Here is an 18116-nt window from a genome sequence, read left to right on the forward strand (position 1 = left end):
CATTTTGCTGAATTCGCTTTCCGGGCGCTTCCTGATCCTGACGGCCATTTTCGTGATGTTGGCCGAGATTTTGATCTTTGTCCCCTCCATCGCCCGCTTTCGCGAAGATTACCTGCTGACCCGGCTGGAACGGTCCCAAATCGCCTCGCTCGTGCTTCTGGCCGATGAAGAGGTAACGCCTGACCTGCAAGAAGAACTCTTGCGCAACGCCGAGGTGTTCAACGTCGTGCTGCTGCGCGATGATGCCCGCCAGTTGATCCTGTCCTCCCCCGTGCCCGAACCCGTGGCGCAAACCTTCGACTTGCGCGACGCCCCCGCCATTACCCTGATCCGCGATGCCATGATGCGGCTCGTCACACCCGACCGCCAGATCATCCGTGTCATCGGCGAGCCGGTGCGCATGGGCGGGATGTTGATCGAGATCACCCTCGATTCCTCCGGCTTGCGCGCAGCGATGATCGACTACGGCCTGCGCATCCTCTGGCTCTCGCTGGTGATTTCCATCTTCACGGCTGTGCTGCTCTTTCTCGCCGTGCGCGTGACCCTCGTCAAACCGATCAAGCGCGTGGTTGCCGCCATGCAGACCTATGCCGCCGCCCCCGAGGATGTGCGCCGCGTGCTGCGCCCCACCGCCCGCGTCAAGGAACTGCGCGAGGCCGAGGAAACCCTGCAATCTCTGCAAACCCAACTCACCGGCGCCCTCAAGCAAAAAGAGCATCTCGCCCAGCTGGGCGGGGCCGTCGCCAAGGTCAATCATGACCTGCGCAATATCCTCACCTCCGCCCAGCTTTTCACCGACCGGATCGAAACCAGCGAAGATCCCACCGTCAAACGCCTCGCCCCCAAACTCATCAACGCCCTCACCCGCGCCGTGCATCTGTGCGAAGCCACGCTGGCCTATGGCAAGGCCGAAGAGCCGGGGCCCGTCTTTGCCCGCCTCTATCTCGCGGATGTCGTGGCCGATGTGATCGACAGCGAGCGTCTCGCCGCAGGCGATGCCGATGTCAGCTTTGCCGAGGATGTGCCCGGCGACCTCGTCGTGCTGGCCGATGCCGAACAGCTCTATCGCATCATCGGCAACCTCGTGCGCAACGCCCGCCAAGCCATCGTCAATAGTGGCCGCCCCGGCGAGATCAGCGTGATGGCCGATGAGGATGCCGCCGAATGGATGATCCGCGTTGCGGACACCGGCCCCGGCCTGCCACGACGGGCGCGCGAACATCTCTTCAAACCCTTTCAGGGCGGCACCACCAAGGGCGGCAGCGGCCTTGGCCTGACCATCGCCGCAGAACTGGTGCGCGGCCATGGCGGCACGCTCATTCTCGAACGCAGCGACGCCACGGGCACCGCCTTCTGTATCACCCTGCCCAAGGGAAATTTCGGCGCGACGTCATAATTTCTTCCAAAACGCCCTTGCATTGCCCGACGTCAGAGTCTAATTGCTGCCCTCACGGACCGATAGCTCAGCTGGATAGAGTACTTGACTACGAATCAAGGGGTCGGGGGTTCGAATCCTCCTCGGTCCGCCACTTATCCCCTTGATCCAGCTGAAATTCTTCTAACAATCTGATCTGCCCGCTGGCCCAAAAATCTGGGGCGTTTGCCTAGGCGTGTCGATGCAAGATGCGGTGCTTTGCCGCCCCTCTGCGCACAAAACACCCCTCACGCCCCTGCCCCAGCTGCCCCTCGCAAACCACCCATCAAAACGAAACAATCCCGGCTCTTAACCGGGATTGTCCACGTTTTGATAACAATCAGGCCCGCCGTTCAGCGTACCAGCAATTGCGCCTCATGCCGCTTGAGCGAGCGCCGCGCCGCCTGATAGGCTTCGATCCCCTCGACTGCGCGCAACTCCGGGAAGAGGTCATAGATCTCGTCCCGCTGTGCCGCGCCCATGCCGTCCAGAACCTGCTCACCGGGTTGGAAACTCTCGGTCCAGGTGCCGTTCGACAGAACCACCTCATGCTGATCGCACATAAAGTGGATATAGGTCGCTGCGCGTGTCTCGACTTGGCTCACACCCTCGATCCCGATCAGGTGCTTGGCCGCGGCCAACACCTCACGCTCTTCGAAATAGAGCGCGGCACGATCCGAATTGAGCAGGATGCGGTGCTGCGGGCTCAAAAGCATGTCCCGCTCCGGCAAACCATGCCCCAGCGAACCGGCACGGATCAGGATTGGGCGCAGATGCGGCGAGCGCGCCAATTCGTCCCCGCTCAGCCCCCGCTGACCGATCCAACGGATCTCTTGCAGACCGTTGTCGCGGGTAATCACCTTGTCTCCAACCTTCAACTCTTCCACCAGCTTTTCGCCACGCGGCGTGGCAATCGCCGTGCCGGGGGTAAAGCAAGGAATAAGGTTCTCGATCTCGCCGAACACCAAAGATCCGGTAACCGTCCCATCACGATCCTGGAAGTTGACCGTGCCCGAGGTCGAATCGCCGTCCGGGTCCGTTGTTTGCCCGACAATCTCGAACCGACCCAGACCGCGCAGGTCGAGCGTGTCAAAATCGTCGCCGCCGGTGCCACCATCAATCGTGTCACCCGCGCCAACATCGACGAACACATCGCGGTCATCGAGGCCAACAAGACGATCTGCACCCAGACCACCGCTGATCGTGTCATTGCCGGCACCGCCGGTGATCGTGTCATCCCCCTGACCACCAATCAAAGAGTCGTTGCCGTCAGCGCCCACGATGAAATCGTCGTCAATGCCACCGTCGATCACATCATCCCCGGCACCGCCGAGAATTGTGTCATCATCGTCCTGACCAAAGATCGTGTCATTGCCATCGCCACCGTCGATCAGGTCCCGGCCATTGCCCGGCTCCGGATCGGTCGCATCAGGAATATTGATCGAGTCGGGAAAGCCTTCTTCAAGCCCGCCAAAGATCACATCGTCCCCGGCACCGCCGTTGATCGTGTCAGACCCTTCGCCACCGATCAGCGTGTCATTGCCGTCATCGCCGTCGATCACATCGGCATCAATGCCCCCGTCGATCAAATCCGCCCCGGCCCCGCCGGAAATCGTATCCGCATCGTCGCCGGTGGTGATCACATCGTCGCCATCACCGCCAAACACCAGATCGCGGTCATTCTCGGGATCAAGATCGGCCGGCACCGTGGTGCCAAAACCAAGATCAGGCAAAGGCAAGGTCGACGTAGAAGTGCCGGAATCAATGGTGTCATTGCCCGCGCCGCCGTCAATCGTATCAGAGCCATCCTCGCCAAAGATCAGATCAGCCCCGTCAGCCCCGTCAACCTGATCATCGCCAACCCCGGCAAAGACCACGTCATCCCCGGCACCCGCCCGGATGCTGTCATCATTCGGCGCAGCCCCCGGCAAAAGCGCGTCATCGTTGTCAACGAAATCGCCGTCCGGATCGCCTGCATAGCCCAGATCAATCAGATCGTCTCCAGCAGTGCCATCCACAATCCCGTCACGGGTGGGCGGCGGCGGCGGCGGGGCGATGCCCACCGTGACTGTCACGGTGGCCGTATCGGTGCCGCCATTGCCATCCGAAATCGTGTAATCAAACGTATCCGTGCCGCTGAACCCGGCGTTCGGCGTATAGGTCACGGTGCCGTCGCCATTGACCGTGGTGGTGCCATTGGCCCCATCCGTGGCTCCTGTCACCGACAGCGGGTCGAAATCCGCATCGGTATCATTGGCCAGAACCGGAATCGTAACCTCTGTTTCAAATCCTGTCGTGACACCGTCGTCATTGACAGCATCCGGCACGGTATTGTCGGGCCGGATCAGGTTTTCGATCTCGGCAAAGGTCATGTCGCCGGTCACAGCCCCATCGCTGCCCAGAAATTCGACCCGACCAGAGGTCGAATTGCCATCCGGATCAACCGTCTCATCCACCACGCGCAGGGGGCCTGCACCGCGCAGATCAAGCGTGTCATTGTCCACGCCCGTGCTGCCGCCATCCACCACATCGCCTGCCGTGCCGCCGATGATCAAGTCTTCGTCAGCCCCGCCAGAGATATTGTCCGCACCGGCACCGCCCGACAGAACATCGTTCCCGGCCTCACCCAAGAGCGTATCGTCACCCTCGCCGCCAACCAGCGTATCGTCGCCCGGCAATCCGGCATCGACCACGCCCCCCGTCAGCCCGAAATATACATCCGTGACATTCAGACCATCCGATGTGCCATCGGCATCAGAATACCGGATCACAAGCTGCGATACCGGTCCCGCAATCGAAACCGTAAGACTATGCGCCGGACCATCATCGGTGCCCGACCCCGCACCCATCGCTTGCTCCGCGCTCAGCACCGTCACGGCAGAGCCGCCGACAAGGGTCACGGGGATCAGGTTATCCGCCGCGTCAAAGGCAAAGATCTGCACATTCTCTGTGCCATCAAGGTCATTGATATTGAACGAAACATTCGAAACTTCGGACGAGAATTCAAGCTTGAGATCGGTCGATCCCGGCGCCGCCAGATCCGCCGACAGCGAACTGCCCCCATCAGCCACGGTGCCATCCGTGACAACCCCTGTCACATTCTGCGGATTGTCAGCAAAGGTGGTATCATCGGTCACTGTGCTGGTCAGCACCGAAAAGGTCACATCGACAGAGCCGGTATTCTGGGTAAACGCTGTGATTGGATCGCCCGCGTCGATCGGATCGGCACCATTGGGATCGGGCGCCTCGCTCCACTGGAACACTTCCCGCGCACCCGCCGTCGCATCGGGCGTGTCGCCCACCAACAGATCATTGCCCGCGCCGCCCTCGACCGAGTCGCTTCCCGATCCGGCAAATACCGTATCGTTACCAGCACCCGCTAGAATGGTGTCATCGCCGCCAAATCCGTCCACGACGTCATCGTTAGACCCGTCGGGCGCATCATTTGCATCAATCCGATCCCCCTCGGGATCGCCCGCGTAGGCAATATCAATTCTATTTCCGGAATTGTCGCCGTCGACTCTGTTAATTGCCATGTTCCATCTCCCGTGCCTCACCGACACATGCTTGCGACCCTGTTCAAAACGCCTGCATCGATCCCGATTCAACGGAACAAGAGCGACCGGCACAGAACCAAAGGGAAGGAATGCCCAACGGCATTACACAACGGGACGAAACAGCCCAAAACTTCCAATAACAGCGATCATTAAAGAGTCGGGGATTGCGGCAGCTTTCCACGAAACATCGCGTTGGTTTTGTGCGGTCGCCCCCGCGACCTACAGACATGACCCCCCAGATGGGCTGTCCAGACATTATCCTTTTGAATAGTCTGGCCCAAGTGGAATCTGGCGCAAACGTGCCGAAAATACGCCTCTTAGGTTAATTTTGGCCTTGTTATCGCCACAAATCCCCCTCCCAAGACACGCCAACTGTTTCTGTCTCTGGGCAGGGATTCATCAAAAATTACGCGAAATTAAAGAAAAACGCTCGGATTTCAGCACGACTCACACGCATAGCGTGTGTTTGTTTCGGATCCCATGACATATCCGCGCAAACACGGGCTTCAGGGCGCCTCTGTGTTTAAAAAAAGGCAGAGCGGAAAATTCGGCAACAATGCACCACACAAAACGTCTCTGTTGCCAGATTGGAAACACGACTCTCCAAAGATAGCCGCGAATCTCTGAATAGCTGTGGATAACATCCCCGGCCACACATCCGCATGACCGGCCTAAGCCTGCCGCCGTCTTGATCACATTTTGGGAAATGGTGCCCCCACACGGTGAAGATTGCAGGGAATATTGCCTTTATCTATATGATATTTATGTATTTATCAAGACGCCTCAAATTGCCTTGCTACCCTTTGTGTCACCTCTTCTCAGACCTTTGCATCCAAGACCGCCCCAGTAGAATCATCATTCCTGAGCAACCACCTCTGGATTCGATTCCCTCTTGGCCGCTTTCATGGCTTCTGTGATGGCCATGGTCTCGACGCTCACCCGAGTGACCCTTGTGATCAGGTCGATCACCTGTTCCCTGTAATCGGCAAACTTGTAGGTGTTGAATTTCTCGCGAATGGTCGGGTCTTTGGGTGTCTTTTCCTTGTACTGGTCAAGTATCCATTCCAGCCCCGAGCGGTTGCCCAGCTTGTAGTCCCAGCACGCCTCGGGGATGCCCGATAGGGTGGTTTCACTGTCGAGGGTGATCGTGCCCGCGTCCTTGTCGGCCTTGAGCACAGGCTTGGGTGACCTGTTTAGAAGAAAAGAACAGTGGATGCGCCTTAATAACAGATTGCCGTTGTAAGTTGCCCCTTGGCCAGCGTTAGTCCTCCACTAAATGTAGCCAACCAAGAGGCAATAACAACAACATCCATACAGCCATCGCTGTTACGCGATAGACTGACCACTCAGAGGCCTACTCTCAGTTGCCTTGTATATGGTCTTTGATCCCCGAACACGTCGAGATGTCACCCAGCACAAGCGGGTCAGTAACATACTCCCCTGTCGCGACGTATGAAGCATTCAAGTACTCTACGTAAACGCGCGCAAATTCCTTGAAGTTTCTCAAAACGCTTCTGACTGCATCGCCATCTGACAAGCCTTGCGTTTCTCCTAGATAAAGCACCGAGTACCCTTGATAGAACTCGTATATGCTGGCTAAATGGCTTGAAACGCTGCTTTCTTCGCCAGAGACAGACAGTATCGAAACGACCAAACCACCACATCTATTCGCGATGTAAGACAGGTCGCTTTCTCCGACATGTTCAGAAAGGGGTTTTGGATAGTCTGCATTGGCCTCTGGAACCCATAGGCTTGTCGAAGCAAATAGGTTGAGCACCCAAATAAGCATCATAGCTTTCATGTTCATGTTTTCCTCTTTTGTTTGCGTGTGTATGCTGCTTTTCAAAAAGGAAAGTGATCCTTGATGGTGTGCAGCTTTGTAGGTTTTGCCCTTGAAAGACGCTCAAACTTCACTTCATCGAACAGATGCGGTGAACTGAGCGCTCTGAAATTCCAAGCTTTTTTGAAATTCCTCGTTTCGTCTCTCCAGCACGCAAGAGGCTTTGAACTGCATCGGCCTTCAGGATTGCAGTGGGCTTTCTCCCCTTGTATTTGCCCAGAGCCTTTGCCTTGGCGATGCCTTCGCGCTGACGTTCCAGCATCATTTCCCGTTCAAACTGAGCGACAGACCCTAGGACATTGAGCATCAGCTTGCCCGTAGCGTTAGTGGTGTCCAAGCCTAGGTCGAGGATGCGAAGGCCGACATTCTTGCCGTCAAGCTCTTCGATGATTTCCCCGAGATGTCGCACAGACCGTGCCAATCGGTCCAGTTTTGTCACCACCAAAGTATCGCCATCCCGACAGAAGCCCACAGCGTCCCTGAGCGACTCCCTGAGGCCGACTGAGCTTGTTTGCTCCTCCCACACCCTTTCACAGCCAATGACCCTCAGTGACTCTCTCTGAGCCTCTAAGCCTGCTTTCTGTTCTAGGGTCGATGTCCGTGCGTATCCGATGAGCATTTGATTGCCCTCCTTGTCTGCCATTGATAGTTAAGATGTTGAGGCAGGGTGTCTGCCAAAAGCCGAAACCGACTTCACTTACAGGCTATCGCGCCACCTTCTGAGGCTGACACATGGGCAAGGTCTATTGGCAGGCCTTTGAGGCGCTGGGCATTGGGTTTTTCATGAGTTCTGGAAGGGGTGGGGGGTTAGAAAAATCGACTTCAAAAAAGAGGTGTTATTATTGGACTTATTATTGAGATTTGTTATCGACGACATTCTGAAGGCTTAGGAGCAGAATAGAACGGCCTTCGTGCCTAGTGCCGCGTATGAACGGTTCCAGCCCAAAGTGGACATGGGTTTTCGGGTGCCAGGGCGGAAACCAGCCCTTCGCAGCAGCTCATAGACCGCGGCGGATATTTAGGTCGAGTTTTGACCAGGTTATCGCTAGATTTGGTACTTAAGCCGTCGCTGTACGAAAGCCGGTTTCGTACCTTCAAGAACTTTCACCACATTGCCATTGGTTCGAGGTTCTTCGATAGCTCCAGATTCGTAAGAGAATTTGTAGTTTTTGTGCTTCTCTAGCTGGACATAGATTATCTGCTCAGCGTCCGCCCCAACAGCCAGGTTGGGATTGTGTGTCACCAAGATGACCTGACGGTTCTTTTTCGCGCTACGAATGCACTTAGCAAGGACAGAGAAGATACTGTCGTTATCCAGGTTGTCTTCAGCCTGATCGATAACGAGAGGCGTGTTCTCCATGTCAAGATGAAGATAGAAAACCAAGAGAAGAAGACCCTTCTCGCCTGGAGATAGCTGGGGAAGGTTTTTGTCCCCAAGCCGCAACTCGTACATCGTTTGGATGAAATCGAGTGAAAACAGGAAGTCACAGAATTCCTTGCCCGTTTTATTCTGCCTGATTTGCTTTGCAACATCATGTTCCTCGACTTTCTCCAGGACCATCTCGCAAAAACTATAGACAGACTCAAAATTCCCCCAATCCACTTCGGATACGAAGTCTCGAAGGACCTTTTCCCCATCTCCCTGGAATGGGCCGCGAGCCGATTTGCTGATAAACTCGAAAAATCGGTCAGAAAAGTTGGTGGTAAGAACAAAGGACGCCTCAAGGCTTACGTGAAAATTGTCTTCCTTGAAGATGCACAGCTTGTCTTCGACGCTTTGCTTGAGTTCCGTATAGAAGGAAAGGATCAGCTCTTTCGCTTGAAAGATATTCTTCGAAATGGTCTTGCGCTCTGCATCGAGTGCGGCAATTTCCGATGCGAGCTGTTGCTCGATATACGTGATTTGGTTTTCCGTATGACGGATCGTTTTTGGTGCGGGCTGCTCTTCATCCCCAAGAAGAGTAGCCTTTTGTTTTTCGAGTTCAGCTATCTTGTGGAGATAGGTCTGATACCTCTTACCCGGAGCACTCAGTTGCTCTCTTAACGATAAAATCTTTTGTTTCAGCGCCTCTATCACCGCGTCAACGTCTGGAACGCTATAGTATTCTCGCGCTTTCCCAAATACTTCTTCCTCGGGGAATTGAAGATTGCTGTCTGTCGTGAGCGTTGCAATTTCATCCTTTATCGAACTGTTGAGCTGAATAAGCGATGAGGTGTCGAAACTGAGCATGATGATTTCATCTGCTTTGAGGCCAAGTTCCTTGCAGAGGGCCGCGAAACTCTCCTTTTCACTCTGGACATAGACCCGGAGTTCGCTGAGTTTGCCGAACAAACGCTTAAGCTTTTCTGACCGTTCCTTCGCATTTGCAAGTTTTCCAGTCAGTTCCTTTCTTCGCGCTTCAAGGTCAATAAGCAATGTACTGAACGCTTCGATCTTCCCGTTGATAGCTTGCTGATCAGGACTCTCTTCAGAAGGCTTTTGAACCTCAGCCGGTGCGGAGGCTTCGAGCGCCTTGAACTCAGCCTTGAGCTTTTCAAGCTCCCTTTGCAGCGTGTCCTTAAATTCTGGCTTACTTCGGCTCTTTAGCTCGTCAAGCCTATGATTCAACTCGCGAAGCTTCTGCTTAAAGTCACTGACTTTTTCTCGGCTTTCCTGGGTTTTAAGCTCTTCGAGTTCCTTGAAGCTGCTCTGGTTTAGACGGTCAGTCTCTTCAACATGTGAAAATACAACGTTTTCGATCTCGGTTTGAAACTGGCGAACTTCTTGAATTTCATTGGTCAGCGTTTCGAAGTAGTTCTGAGGGAGGTATTTGACCTTTTCGGGTTCTGTGAGCCGAACGCCCTCGCTGAGGTTCTTTGAAACTGAATTTCCATCCGCCCAGGTAAGCGTTGCATGGAAGTTTTCCGCATACCCTCGCTGTTTGAATTTTATGTTTCCGCGAGAATTTGCTAGGAACGAAAAGCTATCTTCTGCGCGGGAATCTCCTAGAAGTCCGAGAATGTCGGCTAGAGCGCTTTTTCCACTTCCTTTGTTACCAATAATCGCTGTGAGCTCAGGATTGAGCGGAACATCGACCTTCCTAAACCACAATCCATTCTCGTTCCCGTAGGCCGGAACTTTCTCTATTCTCAAATGATCAATGAACTTTGTCGCTTCTTTACTCCTCCGCTGTAGTACAGGAGGTTCCTCTCCGATGAACACCCGAGCTTCCGGCTCGAAGAGTGTCTGCTTGAGGCCCTCAAAGCTAGGGTTCGCTTTGATCCAAGTTGCCTCATAGCCGGTAACATCACCACTGAGGCGCTCTAGGTCATCAAAACTGTGTGCATCGCTAGCGTCAAAAACTGGCTTCTTCTTTGCCTCTCCTTCCTTGTATCGCTCCGTTTCAAGGAAATACCCGGTGCTATCGCTTCCACCAAAAAAACCATGCGCAGTCTTATCGATTTCTTCAGCAATGCTGACTTTTCGCGGTGATCCCGTATCCTGCGACTTCATCCCATCATTCTTGGCTGGGAAGATCAGAAGGTAGGGCTTCGACTCACCGAAGGTCTTCATTAGTGCGCTACGAATATCTTTGAGGCTCACTGTTGCCTCATCGTAATTTCCCTTGGAGGCGAGATCAGCGCAGGAAACCTCAACACCGCTCGCATCAGTGAGATGAGTTTTGAGGTTTTGAAGAAAGGTCTCGATCTTCGCCTGAGGGCAAACGTCTGGATTGTTGTCAAAGAGCACATGCATGTCCGGGCTGTTGCCCGCTTTTCCAATTGCATCCGAAAGTCGGAGTTCAATATTCGGAAAGAAAACCTTCTTGCCCTCTGGAAAACGCGCGCGGTATTTCTTGACGGCAATGAAGTAGTTCTCGCAGCTAAAATAGTCTGTGAGGCCAAAGACTTGGATGTTTGAAGCTTCAAGGGCATCCAAATATGTATCCCAGACATCCCCAACCTCGACCTTGTAGTGATTGGCGAGCTTTGTTTCAGGGGTATGGAGGTGGAGGTCCCAACGTCGCCAAATGGAACCTTGCTTAGAATTGACCGTCATATTCTATCTGCCTAAAAAATACTCTCTAGTGTCCGAGCTGCAATCTATCCGAAGGATTATGGAATTCAATCACGCTTTAGTTGCGCGGGTGGAAAGAGCGCATGTTGAATGAAAGGGTAGGAAGCCAGATGCAACTCGAAAACCAAGGCCAACCGGTATAATGACTGCAGAGAGCCACCGCGCCGAACTTTCCAAAGTCCAGTTTCTGCGCATCCCAGTCATTTGTGCGCCGTGCAGAGAACGGCAGCTCCGCGCGCGTAATGTCTAATGCTGCATGATAGGAGCCTTCTTAATTTGCCCAGAGCACGGCGGCCTAGGTCCAAACGCTCTTACGTTTCATAGTAATGCCAATGTGCTCCTTAAATGAATAAAATCAGTCGTAGATGAGGTGTCTATTTCAATACCATCATAGCCCCTACAATAGTATATCCCCTAGACTAGACCTTCGACCCCTAGGCCCTCACTCACCCCTATGCCGTTTTGATTTTTGGGACATGCCCAAACCTGAATTTATAGGCTTGCCCCAAAACCCTTTCAGCCATTGTCTTGTCAGATTGTCGGACGATCAAGCTGTCATGGATGGGCAGAGACGTGACGTCGTATAATTCATGAAGCTCCAGCATGGTTGAAAGAAAGCACTCAGATTCTTCGAATTGAAGATTTGCCCAGTCGAGCTTGTCTTTCTTTAGTTTCTTTAGGATTGGGTGTTTCCTCAATATTGCCGTAACCACGTCTTTGAGCTTGTAGTCATCATTTGGCAGATGCCCATGCTCCTCCTTATATGCGGCGTTGAAATCCTTTGGCCATCTTTCCGGCACCTTGCCTGCGCCAATCATTGACACAACGATTTGCTTGATGACTTCACGGGGATAGTCAGCAACGCGATACGGGTCTGAGCCATAGTCCAGATGCTCACCATGTAGCGCATAGAGAATGAAAAGGTGGCTGGCGCTTACGTCGATTTCAGAGGTAGTCTCTCCGTCGATCATGATCTTTTTGCGTTCCGGCTTTGGCATGTCCATCCAATTGTCGCTTGATATGCAGTAGAACCGGCCACCGAGGTTGAAATCAAAACCAGCACGATCAGCGCAGTTGAACAAACGGCGCATCATCGGCGGCTCCTTTAAGCTGTAGGTATGAGCCAAGAGTCCCTGATTTAGGCGCTGCATGAGCCTTTTCTGATCGGCGACCTTTGGCCCTTTTGGCCGAACACGCTGTCCACTTGTTTTCTGACCATATGCCCTCCTGCTTGTTTTTCGAACCTGAACAAGATCAGCGTGTTTGTGACTGATTTCGAAGTTGTCGGTCATCGTGTCTGGCGTAAGCTGAAATTCTTGTGCTGACGCGACAAAGGATGCAGTTGCCCGGTATCGTCTCACTTTGGAATATCCCGGTATGTCTTGGCCTTCCCAGTCGTCAGTTGAATTGATGTGGCCCGTCATTTCCAGCCAGCCAAGCCCTCCCCAGAATTTTATAAGCTTATCAAAACTGTCAGAGGTAACAAAGGTGTCCGCCAGTTCTTCCCGATGCATTGGCCGATACATGAACCCCTCCGCCTCCTCATGCCCATAGGCTCGGAGTAGATCAGCACCCAAGGCTCCTATGGCTGCTTCAAATCCATCATGGGCTTTCCTTTGACGCACTCGTTTTCGAGGGTCATGCGCAGCTTCGTAAGCCAAGGTTTGCCTGACCAGCCAGTCAACCCAGTTCTTCGCCGGGGCAGTCTTTGCTGCACGGTTGAAATTTGCCATCTTGGCCTTGTTCAGTACATCTCTGTCAGGGGTTTTGATCTTCATGCCTGCCTCCGTTTCCTTCGGCGTTCTCTCGCGTTGCGTGTCTGCATTGGACCCAGTCCAAAGCAACCATTTGATGAGGGTTGGTTAGGACCGCGCGTTGTTCTTTGTCTCGAAAGGGATTTGGGCTGCACGTCCCATCAATCGGAACTATCAAGAGCAATCTTTCTCATGTGTTCGGTCAGTTTAGCGATGCTATAGCCTTGCCCATAAGCCGAGCCGATGCCTTTGTTGGTCCAGCCACAGATGACGTTCCTGATCTCCTCTGGCACCTGCGCCTCTCTCAGCCGATCCTGCACGCTATGCCGAAAGGAATGTGTTCCCTTTTGATCCTTTTCAGCGATGGATAAGCCTCTGAGCCATTTGGTCAGCGCATTGGATGCATATGTGCCCTTGTGAGAAGGCGGTGTTTTAGTGAAGTCGATATAGCGTGGAAACAGGAACCCATTTTGAGCTTTTTGTACGGCTCGCTCTGCCGCCCACAATGCCTCCCCGACCAATGGAACAGTCCTTTCAGAACCATTCGTTTTCAGTCGCCTGACTTTATTTGGCCTAAGGATGACATGAGGCGTTGGGCTGTCCAAAACCAAATCGTTGGTCATCAGCCCTGTTGCCTCGCTGAGCCTCATCCCAGTGTCCGAGAGCAACGCAATGATCCATCGAATGTCATCATCCCGTGCCCTACAGGCTTTCTGGATCATAGAAATCTCATTCAAGGTGTAGGGAAGTCGGTCCTTGGTATCTTGCCCGAGGTTAGGGATATTAATCCCCTCAAAAATCCGCCGATCCTCTAACTCGTATTCCCTACACATTGTCCTGAAGACAGGACGGATAGAGTTTATGCGGCGCTGGATGGTCGCTGTCTTGTTACCTTTTGCGGCCAAGTGTTTGACAAAGGCATTGGCATTTTCCCGGCTGTACTGAACAATCGGAAGATCGCCATAACACTCAATGAAATCGTTGACGACACGTACTCGATCCGTTCCCGCTCTAGACGATTCATCCTCACCTTTCAGGCTTTGGAATTCTTTAAGAGCTGACGAAAGGAAGATCGGTTCTTTTGCCCCGTAAAAAAGGTCGCCCGCAAGCCTATGCACTGGCGGCAAATCTTCATGCCAGTTGGGCCTACTCTCTGTCGAATCCCGAGCACCAGCTTGAAACCGCAGTTCTTCTAAAAACTCGTCTGGCTCCAAACCTACCGCCTCAAACGACTTATGCTGTCCCGGCTTTAGATCATAGGACGCAAGTAGCGCTTTTGCCGCTTCTATACGTTCCGGCCCCTCCGCTACATCTCCACTTCGAATTGCTTTCCATAAGGCATCTTGTTCCAAAGCTTTGCGATGGGCCAGCTTGGCAGCGGAAGCCCTGTCCTTGGTTTGCAAGGATTCGATCAAGTAACTATTGGTCCGATTCGGATAATGGCGTCGAACATCATCGGGAATCCGTCGACGAAAATAGAACAGGTCACTGCCCTTTTTCTGAAAAAGGTACTTTGCCATGAGCACATATGCTCCGACTTCTAGGACGACTACAGACATTGCGATACCTTCTGTGTCACCTTGAGACAACCAGAAATACCCTAAGTCATTGATATTCAACAACAAATGCCGGATTTGTGGTGCCCCCACACGGACTCGAACCGCGGACCTACTGATTACAAATCAGTTGCTCTACCAGCTGAGCTATAGGGGCTTGCGCGCCTGATTAGCCAAGCCTTTCCACCTCTGCAAGCAGAAATCGCGTGCTCAGGGCGTGATAACTTGAACACCCTGCATGCGTTGGATCGTATACAGGTCCTCATCATAGAGTTCCGTCAGTTTGGCCACCAGCGCATCGGTCCAGCCCGGCGCATCCAATTCTTCTTCGATCGCCGCCTCATCGGCGAACTTGTCAAGAAAGGCCGCCACCACCCGCCTCTTCTGCACCTCGGTCAGGCCGGGATGCGACGCCAGATAGCCGCGAAACCGCTCACGCCCCGCCGGGGTCATGATCTCTTCGATCAGGCTGAATTCCCCTTCAAATGCGACCGTCGGATCAATGCCCGCCATTTCCCGCACAACCTGGCTCCAGATCAGTGGCGTATCTTCGTTGCACCATACCGTCACTGGAATATCCGGATGATGCCGCAGCACCCGCGTGATCAACTCGGACCAGCGCAGATGCGCCGCATCATGGCCCCGCAACAGCGCCTCCACCGTGTCAAAGTCTGTCTCTTTCAGAAGAGGCGGCAGGAACGTCGCCGGATTGACCACCCCGATAAACAGTTCCAGATGATCATCCGGAAACAACTGCCGAAACAGGTTCAACCGATGTTCGGCCGCGCCGTACAATACGCCGCCATTAACCGCCATCTTGGGCGTGCCGAAAAACCCCGGATTGGACAGGACCAGCCGATCCACAGCCCCCTCGTTGCTGATCGCATCCACCAAAACATCACGCGCATCCGGGGCAAGCCCCGAGTCCTGCGCGTGGTGCAATACATCGCGTACCAAACGGCGATAGCGCTGCGGATCGGGAACATTGGTTCCGTGACGCGCCAGCATCTCGCGATTGGCGGACAGGCAGTTGATCAGCCTGTCCTCGTCAGTGTGATGGGCGCCTGCGTGAATGACAACCTGCATCCGTTTTCCGGTCTCTTGGATCATTGCCCCTCACTATACGGTCTTTGCGCCCGAGTGAAACAGCAATTGCCATGCCATCTGGACAACTGAACCGATCAGTTTATCCTTGACCCTATCCCTGTCACAAAGGCCACCCATGCAACTCACCGTCAACGGCACCGCACATTCTCTTGAGGATCTCGAACCCGAGATGCCGCTCCTGTGGGCGCTGCGCGATGTTCTGGGCCTCACCGGGCCGAAATATGGCTGCGGCATCGCCCAGTGCGGTGCCTGCACCGTCCATATTGACGGCGTGGCCACCCGCTCCTGTCAGGTGGCGGTGGGCGATGTCTGGGGGCCTGTGACCACGATCGAGGGGCTGGGCACCCCCGACGTGCCGCATCCCGTGCAGGCCGCGTGGATCGCGCATCAGGTGGCGCAATGCGGCTATTGCCAGTCCGGCCAGATCATGCAGGCCGCAAGCCTCCTGAGTGAAACCCCCGATCCCACCGATACCGAGATTGACGACGCACTCTCCGGCAATCTCTGCCGCTGCGGCACCTATCCGCGCATCCGCGAGGCGGTCAAAACCGCCGCGCGCACGCTCAAGGGGGCATGACTCATGGGTCGCGCCAAAACCATCGCCCGCCGCACATTCCTGATCGGCTCCGCCGCGATTGCGGGCGGCGTGGCCTTCGGTGTCTGGCGGTACAAGACGCCCTATGCCAATCCGCTCTTGACCGATTTGCCCGAGGGGGCGACGGCCCTCACCCCCTATGTGCTGATCACCTCGGACGCGATCACCCTCACCACCCCCCGCGCCGACAAGGGGCAAGGGGCGGTATCCCTCCAGGCGGCCCTGATCGCCGAAGAACTCGATGTGGATCTGGACCAGATCAAAACCGATCCCGGCCCCCCCAGCCCCGCCTATTACAACACCGCCCTGTCGGGCGATGCCGTGCCCTTCCGCGCCACCGACGATAGCTGGCTTGCCGAAACCGTGCGCGGCCTTGCCGACGCGCCGATGAAATTTCTGGGCATGCAGATCACCGGCGGGTCCACCACCGTGCCTGATAGTTACGACAAACTGCGCCACGCCGGGGCCGTCGCGCGCGAAACGCTCAAAGCCACCGCCGCGCGGCTGCATAACATCTCCGTAACCGATTTACGCACCGACCGTGGCGCGGTGATCCTGCCCGATGGCACCGGTCTCAGCTACCAAAGCCTTGCCGCCGAGGCCGCAAACACCGATCCCGTAACCGATGTCACCCTGCGCGCGCCCTCCGAATGGCGCCTGATCGGCCAACCGATGCAACGGATCGACATCGTCGCCAAATCCACCGGCACGCAAAGCTACGGCATCGACGTCACCCTCCCAGATATGGCCCATGCCGCGTTGCGCCTCAACCCTGCTATGGGCGGCGCACGCCTTAGCCATGATGCCACCCCCGCCCTCGCGATGCGCGGCGTGATCAAGGTCGTGGCCCTACCCGAAGGCGTCGCCGTCATCGCCGACAACACTTGGCGGGCAATGCAGGCGGTCGCCGCCATCCCCGTTGAATGGGGCCCCGCCCCCATCCCGCCCGAGATGGACGCCCATTGGCAGGCCCTCTCCGACAGTTTCACCCCCGACCGCCAAGACAGCCAATTCCGCGACGCGGGCGATGTGGAAACCGCCCTCTCAGAGGGCTCCGATTTTGAGGTCGAATACCGCGCGCCCTACCTCGCCCACGCCCCGCTTGAGCCGCTGAACGCGACCGTGCTCTACACACCCGACCGGGTCGATATCTGGACCGGCACCCAAGTGCCGCGCTTTGTACAAAATAACGTGGCAAAGCTTACAAACCTTACGCCTGACGCAATCCACGTTCACGCCCTGATGATCGGCGGCAGCTTTGGCCACCGCCTCGAAGACGAGGTGACGCGCCACGCCACTCGCATCGCCATGGAACTGCCCGGCAGGCCCGTGAAACTCACCTATTCCCGTGAAGAGGATATGACCCACGACTTCCCCCGCCAGATCGCTATGGCGCGCGGGCGCGGGCGCGTCGCCAACGGTCAGGTCGCGGCCTATGATCTGGGCATCGCCATGCCCTCGGTTCTCGCCTCGCAAATGGGCCGCCAAGGCATCCCCGCCCCCGGTCCAGACCTGCAAATCGTCGCCGGGGCATGGGATCAACCCTTTGATATTCCTCACTACCGTGTCACCGGATACCGTGCGCCCGAATTGGCCCCAATCTCGTCTTGGCGCTCGGTCGGGGCCTCGTCCAACGGTTTTTTTCACGACAGCCTGCTTGACGAATTGATCCACGCCGCCGGGGCCGATCCCTTGGCCGAGCGCCTGCGCCTCTGCAATCACGCCCCCTCGCGGCAGGTGCTCGAGGCGGTGGGCGAGATGTCGAACTGGGGCAGCCCGCTTTCCGAAAATCAAGGGCGTGGCGTGGCCTTCTGCCTCTCCTTCGGTGTGCCCTGCGCGCAAGTCGTCGAGGTCACAAACACCGAAAACGGCCTGCGCCTAGACCACGTCTTCGTCGCCGCCGATGTGGGCCGCATCCTAGATCCCATCAACTTCGAAGGGCTGGTCAAAGGCGGTGTCCTCTTTGGTCTGGGCCATGCGATGCACGGTCAGATCACTTATGCCGGTGGCGCAGCACAGCAGATGAATTTCGATACATTTCAATCGCTTCGCATCAATCAATGCCCTGAAATCACCGTGCGCGGGCTGGAAAACGGCCCCAAGATCAAGGGCATCGGAGAGCCACCCGTGCCCCCCGCAGCCCCCGCGCTGGCCAATGCGATCTTTGCCGCCACGGGGCAACGCCTGCGTGAAATGCCCTTTGATAAATTCGTCAAATTCCTCTGACCGCCCCTTG

The 18116-nt window shown here is 55.4% G+C and carries 11 protein-coding genes and 2 tRNA genes; 4 read left to right on the forward strand and 9 right to left on the reverse strand.

Annotated features, from left to right (window positions below; genetic code table 11):
• The first annotated feature begins 4 nt into the window (after window positions 1-4).
• The gene (locus ROSMUCSMR3_RS01345; protein WP_008281035.1) at window positions 5-1396 is read left to right on the forward strand and encodes a sensor histidine kinase; all 1392 of its coding nucleotides are present in this window, start codon (window positions 5-7) and stop codon (window positions 1394-1396) included.
• Window positions 1397-1452: 56 nt separating this feature from the next.
• A tRNA-Arg gene (locus ROSMUCSMR3_RS01350) sits at window positions 1453-1529 on the forward strand.
• Between the two features lie 238 nt (window positions 1530-1767).
• On the opposite strand, the gene ROSMUCSMR3_RS01355 is transcribed toward ROSMUCSMR3_RS01350, so the two are convergent.
• The 9 genes from ROSMUCSMR3_RS01355 to ROSMUCSMR3_RS01395 all read right to left on the reverse strand — a co-directional run bounded on the left by ROSMUCSMR3_RS01355 (window position 1768) and on the right by ROSMUCSMR3_RS01395 (window position 15288).
• Window positions 1768-4950 (reverse strand): Hint domain-containing protein, encoded by a 3183-nt coding sequence (locus ROSMUCSMR3_RS01355; RefSeq protein ID WP_237183509.1) that lies wholly within the window; start codon window positions 4948-4950, stop codon window positions 1768-1770.
• An 876-nt stretch (window positions 4951-5826) separates the two neighbouring features.
• A complete protein-coding gene (locus ROSMUCSMR3_RS01360; RefSeq protein WP_198385563.1) occupies window positions 5827-6147 on the reverse strand; it encodes a type ISP restriction/modification enzyme in 321 nt (106 codons plus the stop codon).
• A 184-nt stretch (window positions 6148-6331) separates the two neighbouring features.
• The gene (locus tag ROSMUCSMR3_RS01365) at window positions 6332-6778 is read right to left on the reverse strand and encodes a hypothetical protein (protein ID WP_081506199.1); all 447 of its coding nucleotides are present in this window, start codon (window positions 6776-6778) and stop codon (window positions 6332-6334) included.
• A gap of 103 nt (window positions 6779-6881) precedes the next feature.
• Window positions 6882-7430 carry a recombinase family protein gene (locus tag ROSMUCSMR3_RS01370; RefSeq protein ID WP_081506200.1) on the reverse strand — a complete coding sequence of 183 codons (549 nt, stop codon included), beginning with the start codon at window positions 7428-7430 and terminating at the stop codon, window positions 6882-6884.
• Window positions 7431-7856: 426 nt separating this feature from the next.
• On the reverse strand, window positions 7857-10850 hold the full coding sequence (locus tag ROSMUCSMR3_RS01375; RefSeq protein ID WP_081506201.1) for a TrlF family AAA-like ATPase: 2994 nt from the start codon (window positions 10848-10850) through the stop codon (window positions 7857-7859).
• Between the two features lie 470 nt (window positions 10851-11320).
• On the reverse strand, window positions 11321-12646 hold the full coding sequence (locus tag ROSMUCSMR3_RS01380; protein ID WP_081506202.1) for a hypothetical protein: 1326 nt from the start codon (window positions 12644-12646) through the stop codon (window positions 11321-11323).
• A gap of 137 nt (window positions 12647-12783) precedes the next feature.
• A complete protein-coding gene (locus ROSMUCSMR3_RS01385) occupies window positions 12784-14241 on the reverse strand; it encodes a DUF6538 domain-containing protein (protein WP_217521283.1) in 1458 nt (485 codons plus the stop codon).
• An 18-nt stretch (window positions 14242-14259) separates the two neighbouring features.
• Window positions 14260-14335 (reverse strand) — tRNA-Thr (locus ROSMUCSMR3_RS01390).
• A gap of 53 nt (window positions 14336-14388) precedes the next feature.
• On the reverse strand, window positions 14389-15288 hold the full coding sequence (locus ROSMUCSMR3_RS01395) for a hypothetical protein (RefSeq protein ID WP_081506204.1): 900 nt from the start codon (window positions 15286-15288) through the stop codon (window positions 14389-14391).
• A 112-nt stretch (window positions 15289-15400) separates the two neighbouring features.
• On the opposite strand from ROSMUCSMR3_RS01395, the gene ROSMUCSMR3_RS01400 reads away from it, so the two are divergent.
• Both ROSMUCSMR3_RS01400 and ROSMUCSMR3_RS01405 read left to right on the forward strand, forming a co-directional pair.
• Window positions 15401-15862 (forward strand): (2Fe-2S)-binding protein, encoded by a 462-nt coding sequence (locus tag ROSMUCSMR3_RS01400; protein WP_081506205.1) that lies wholly within the window; start codon window positions 15401-15403, stop codon window positions 15860-15862.
• A 3-nt stretch (window positions 15863-15865) separates the two neighbouring features.
• On the forward strand, window positions 15866-18106 hold the full coding sequence (locus ROSMUCSMR3_RS01405) for a xanthine dehydrogenase family protein molybdopterin-binding subunit (RefSeq protein WP_081506206.1): 2241 nt from the start codon (window positions 15866-15868) through the stop codon (window positions 18104-18106).
• The last annotated feature ends 10 nt before the right edge of the window (window positions 18107-18116 follow it).

Source organism: Roseovarius mucosus (assembly GCF_002080415.1).
GTDB classification, from domain to species: Bacteria; Pseudomonadota; Alphaproteobacteria; order Rhodobacterales; family Rhodobacteraceae; genus Roseovarius; species Roseovarius mucosus_A.

What these genes read in the sequence shown, in the direction of transcription:
- ROSMUCSMR3_RS01400 (WP_081506205.1), top strand. Translation starts at nt 15,401, where the DNA reads ATGCAACTCACCGTCAACGGCACCGCACATTCTCTTGAGGATCTCGAA.
- ROSMUCSMR3_RS01355 (WP_237183509.1), bottom strand. Translation starts at nt 4,950, where the DNA reads ATGGCAATTAACAGAGTCGACGGCGACAATTCCGGAAATAGAATTGAT.
- ROSMUCSMR3_RS01405 (WP_081506206.1), top strand. Translation starts at nt 15,866, where the DNA reads ATGGGTCGCGCCAAAACCATCGCCCGCCGCACATTCCTGATCGGCTCC.
- ROSMUCSMR3_RS01370 (WP_081506200.1), bottom strand. Translation starts at nt 7,430, where the DNA reads ATGCTCATCGGATACGCACGGACATCGACCCTAGAACAGAAAGCAGGC.
- ROSMUCSMR3_RS01375 (WP_081506201.1), bottom strand. Translation starts at nt 10,850, where the DNA reads ATGACGGTCAATTCTAAGCAAGGTTCCATTTGGCGACGTTGGGACCTC.
- ROSMUCSMR3_RS01365 (WP_081506199.1), bottom strand. Translation starts at nt 6,778, where the DNA reads ATGAACATGAAAGCTATGATGCTTATTTGGGTGCTCAACCTATTTGCT.
- ROSMUCSMR3_RS01395 (WP_081506204.1), bottom strand. Translation starts at nt 15,288, where the DNA reads ATGATCCAAGAGACCGGAAAACGGATGCAGGTTGTCATTCACGCAGGC.
- ROSMUCSMR3_RS01380 (WP_081506202.1), bottom strand. Translation starts at nt 12,646, where the DNA reads ATGAAGATCAAAACCCCTGACAGAGATGTACTGAACAAGGCCAAGATG.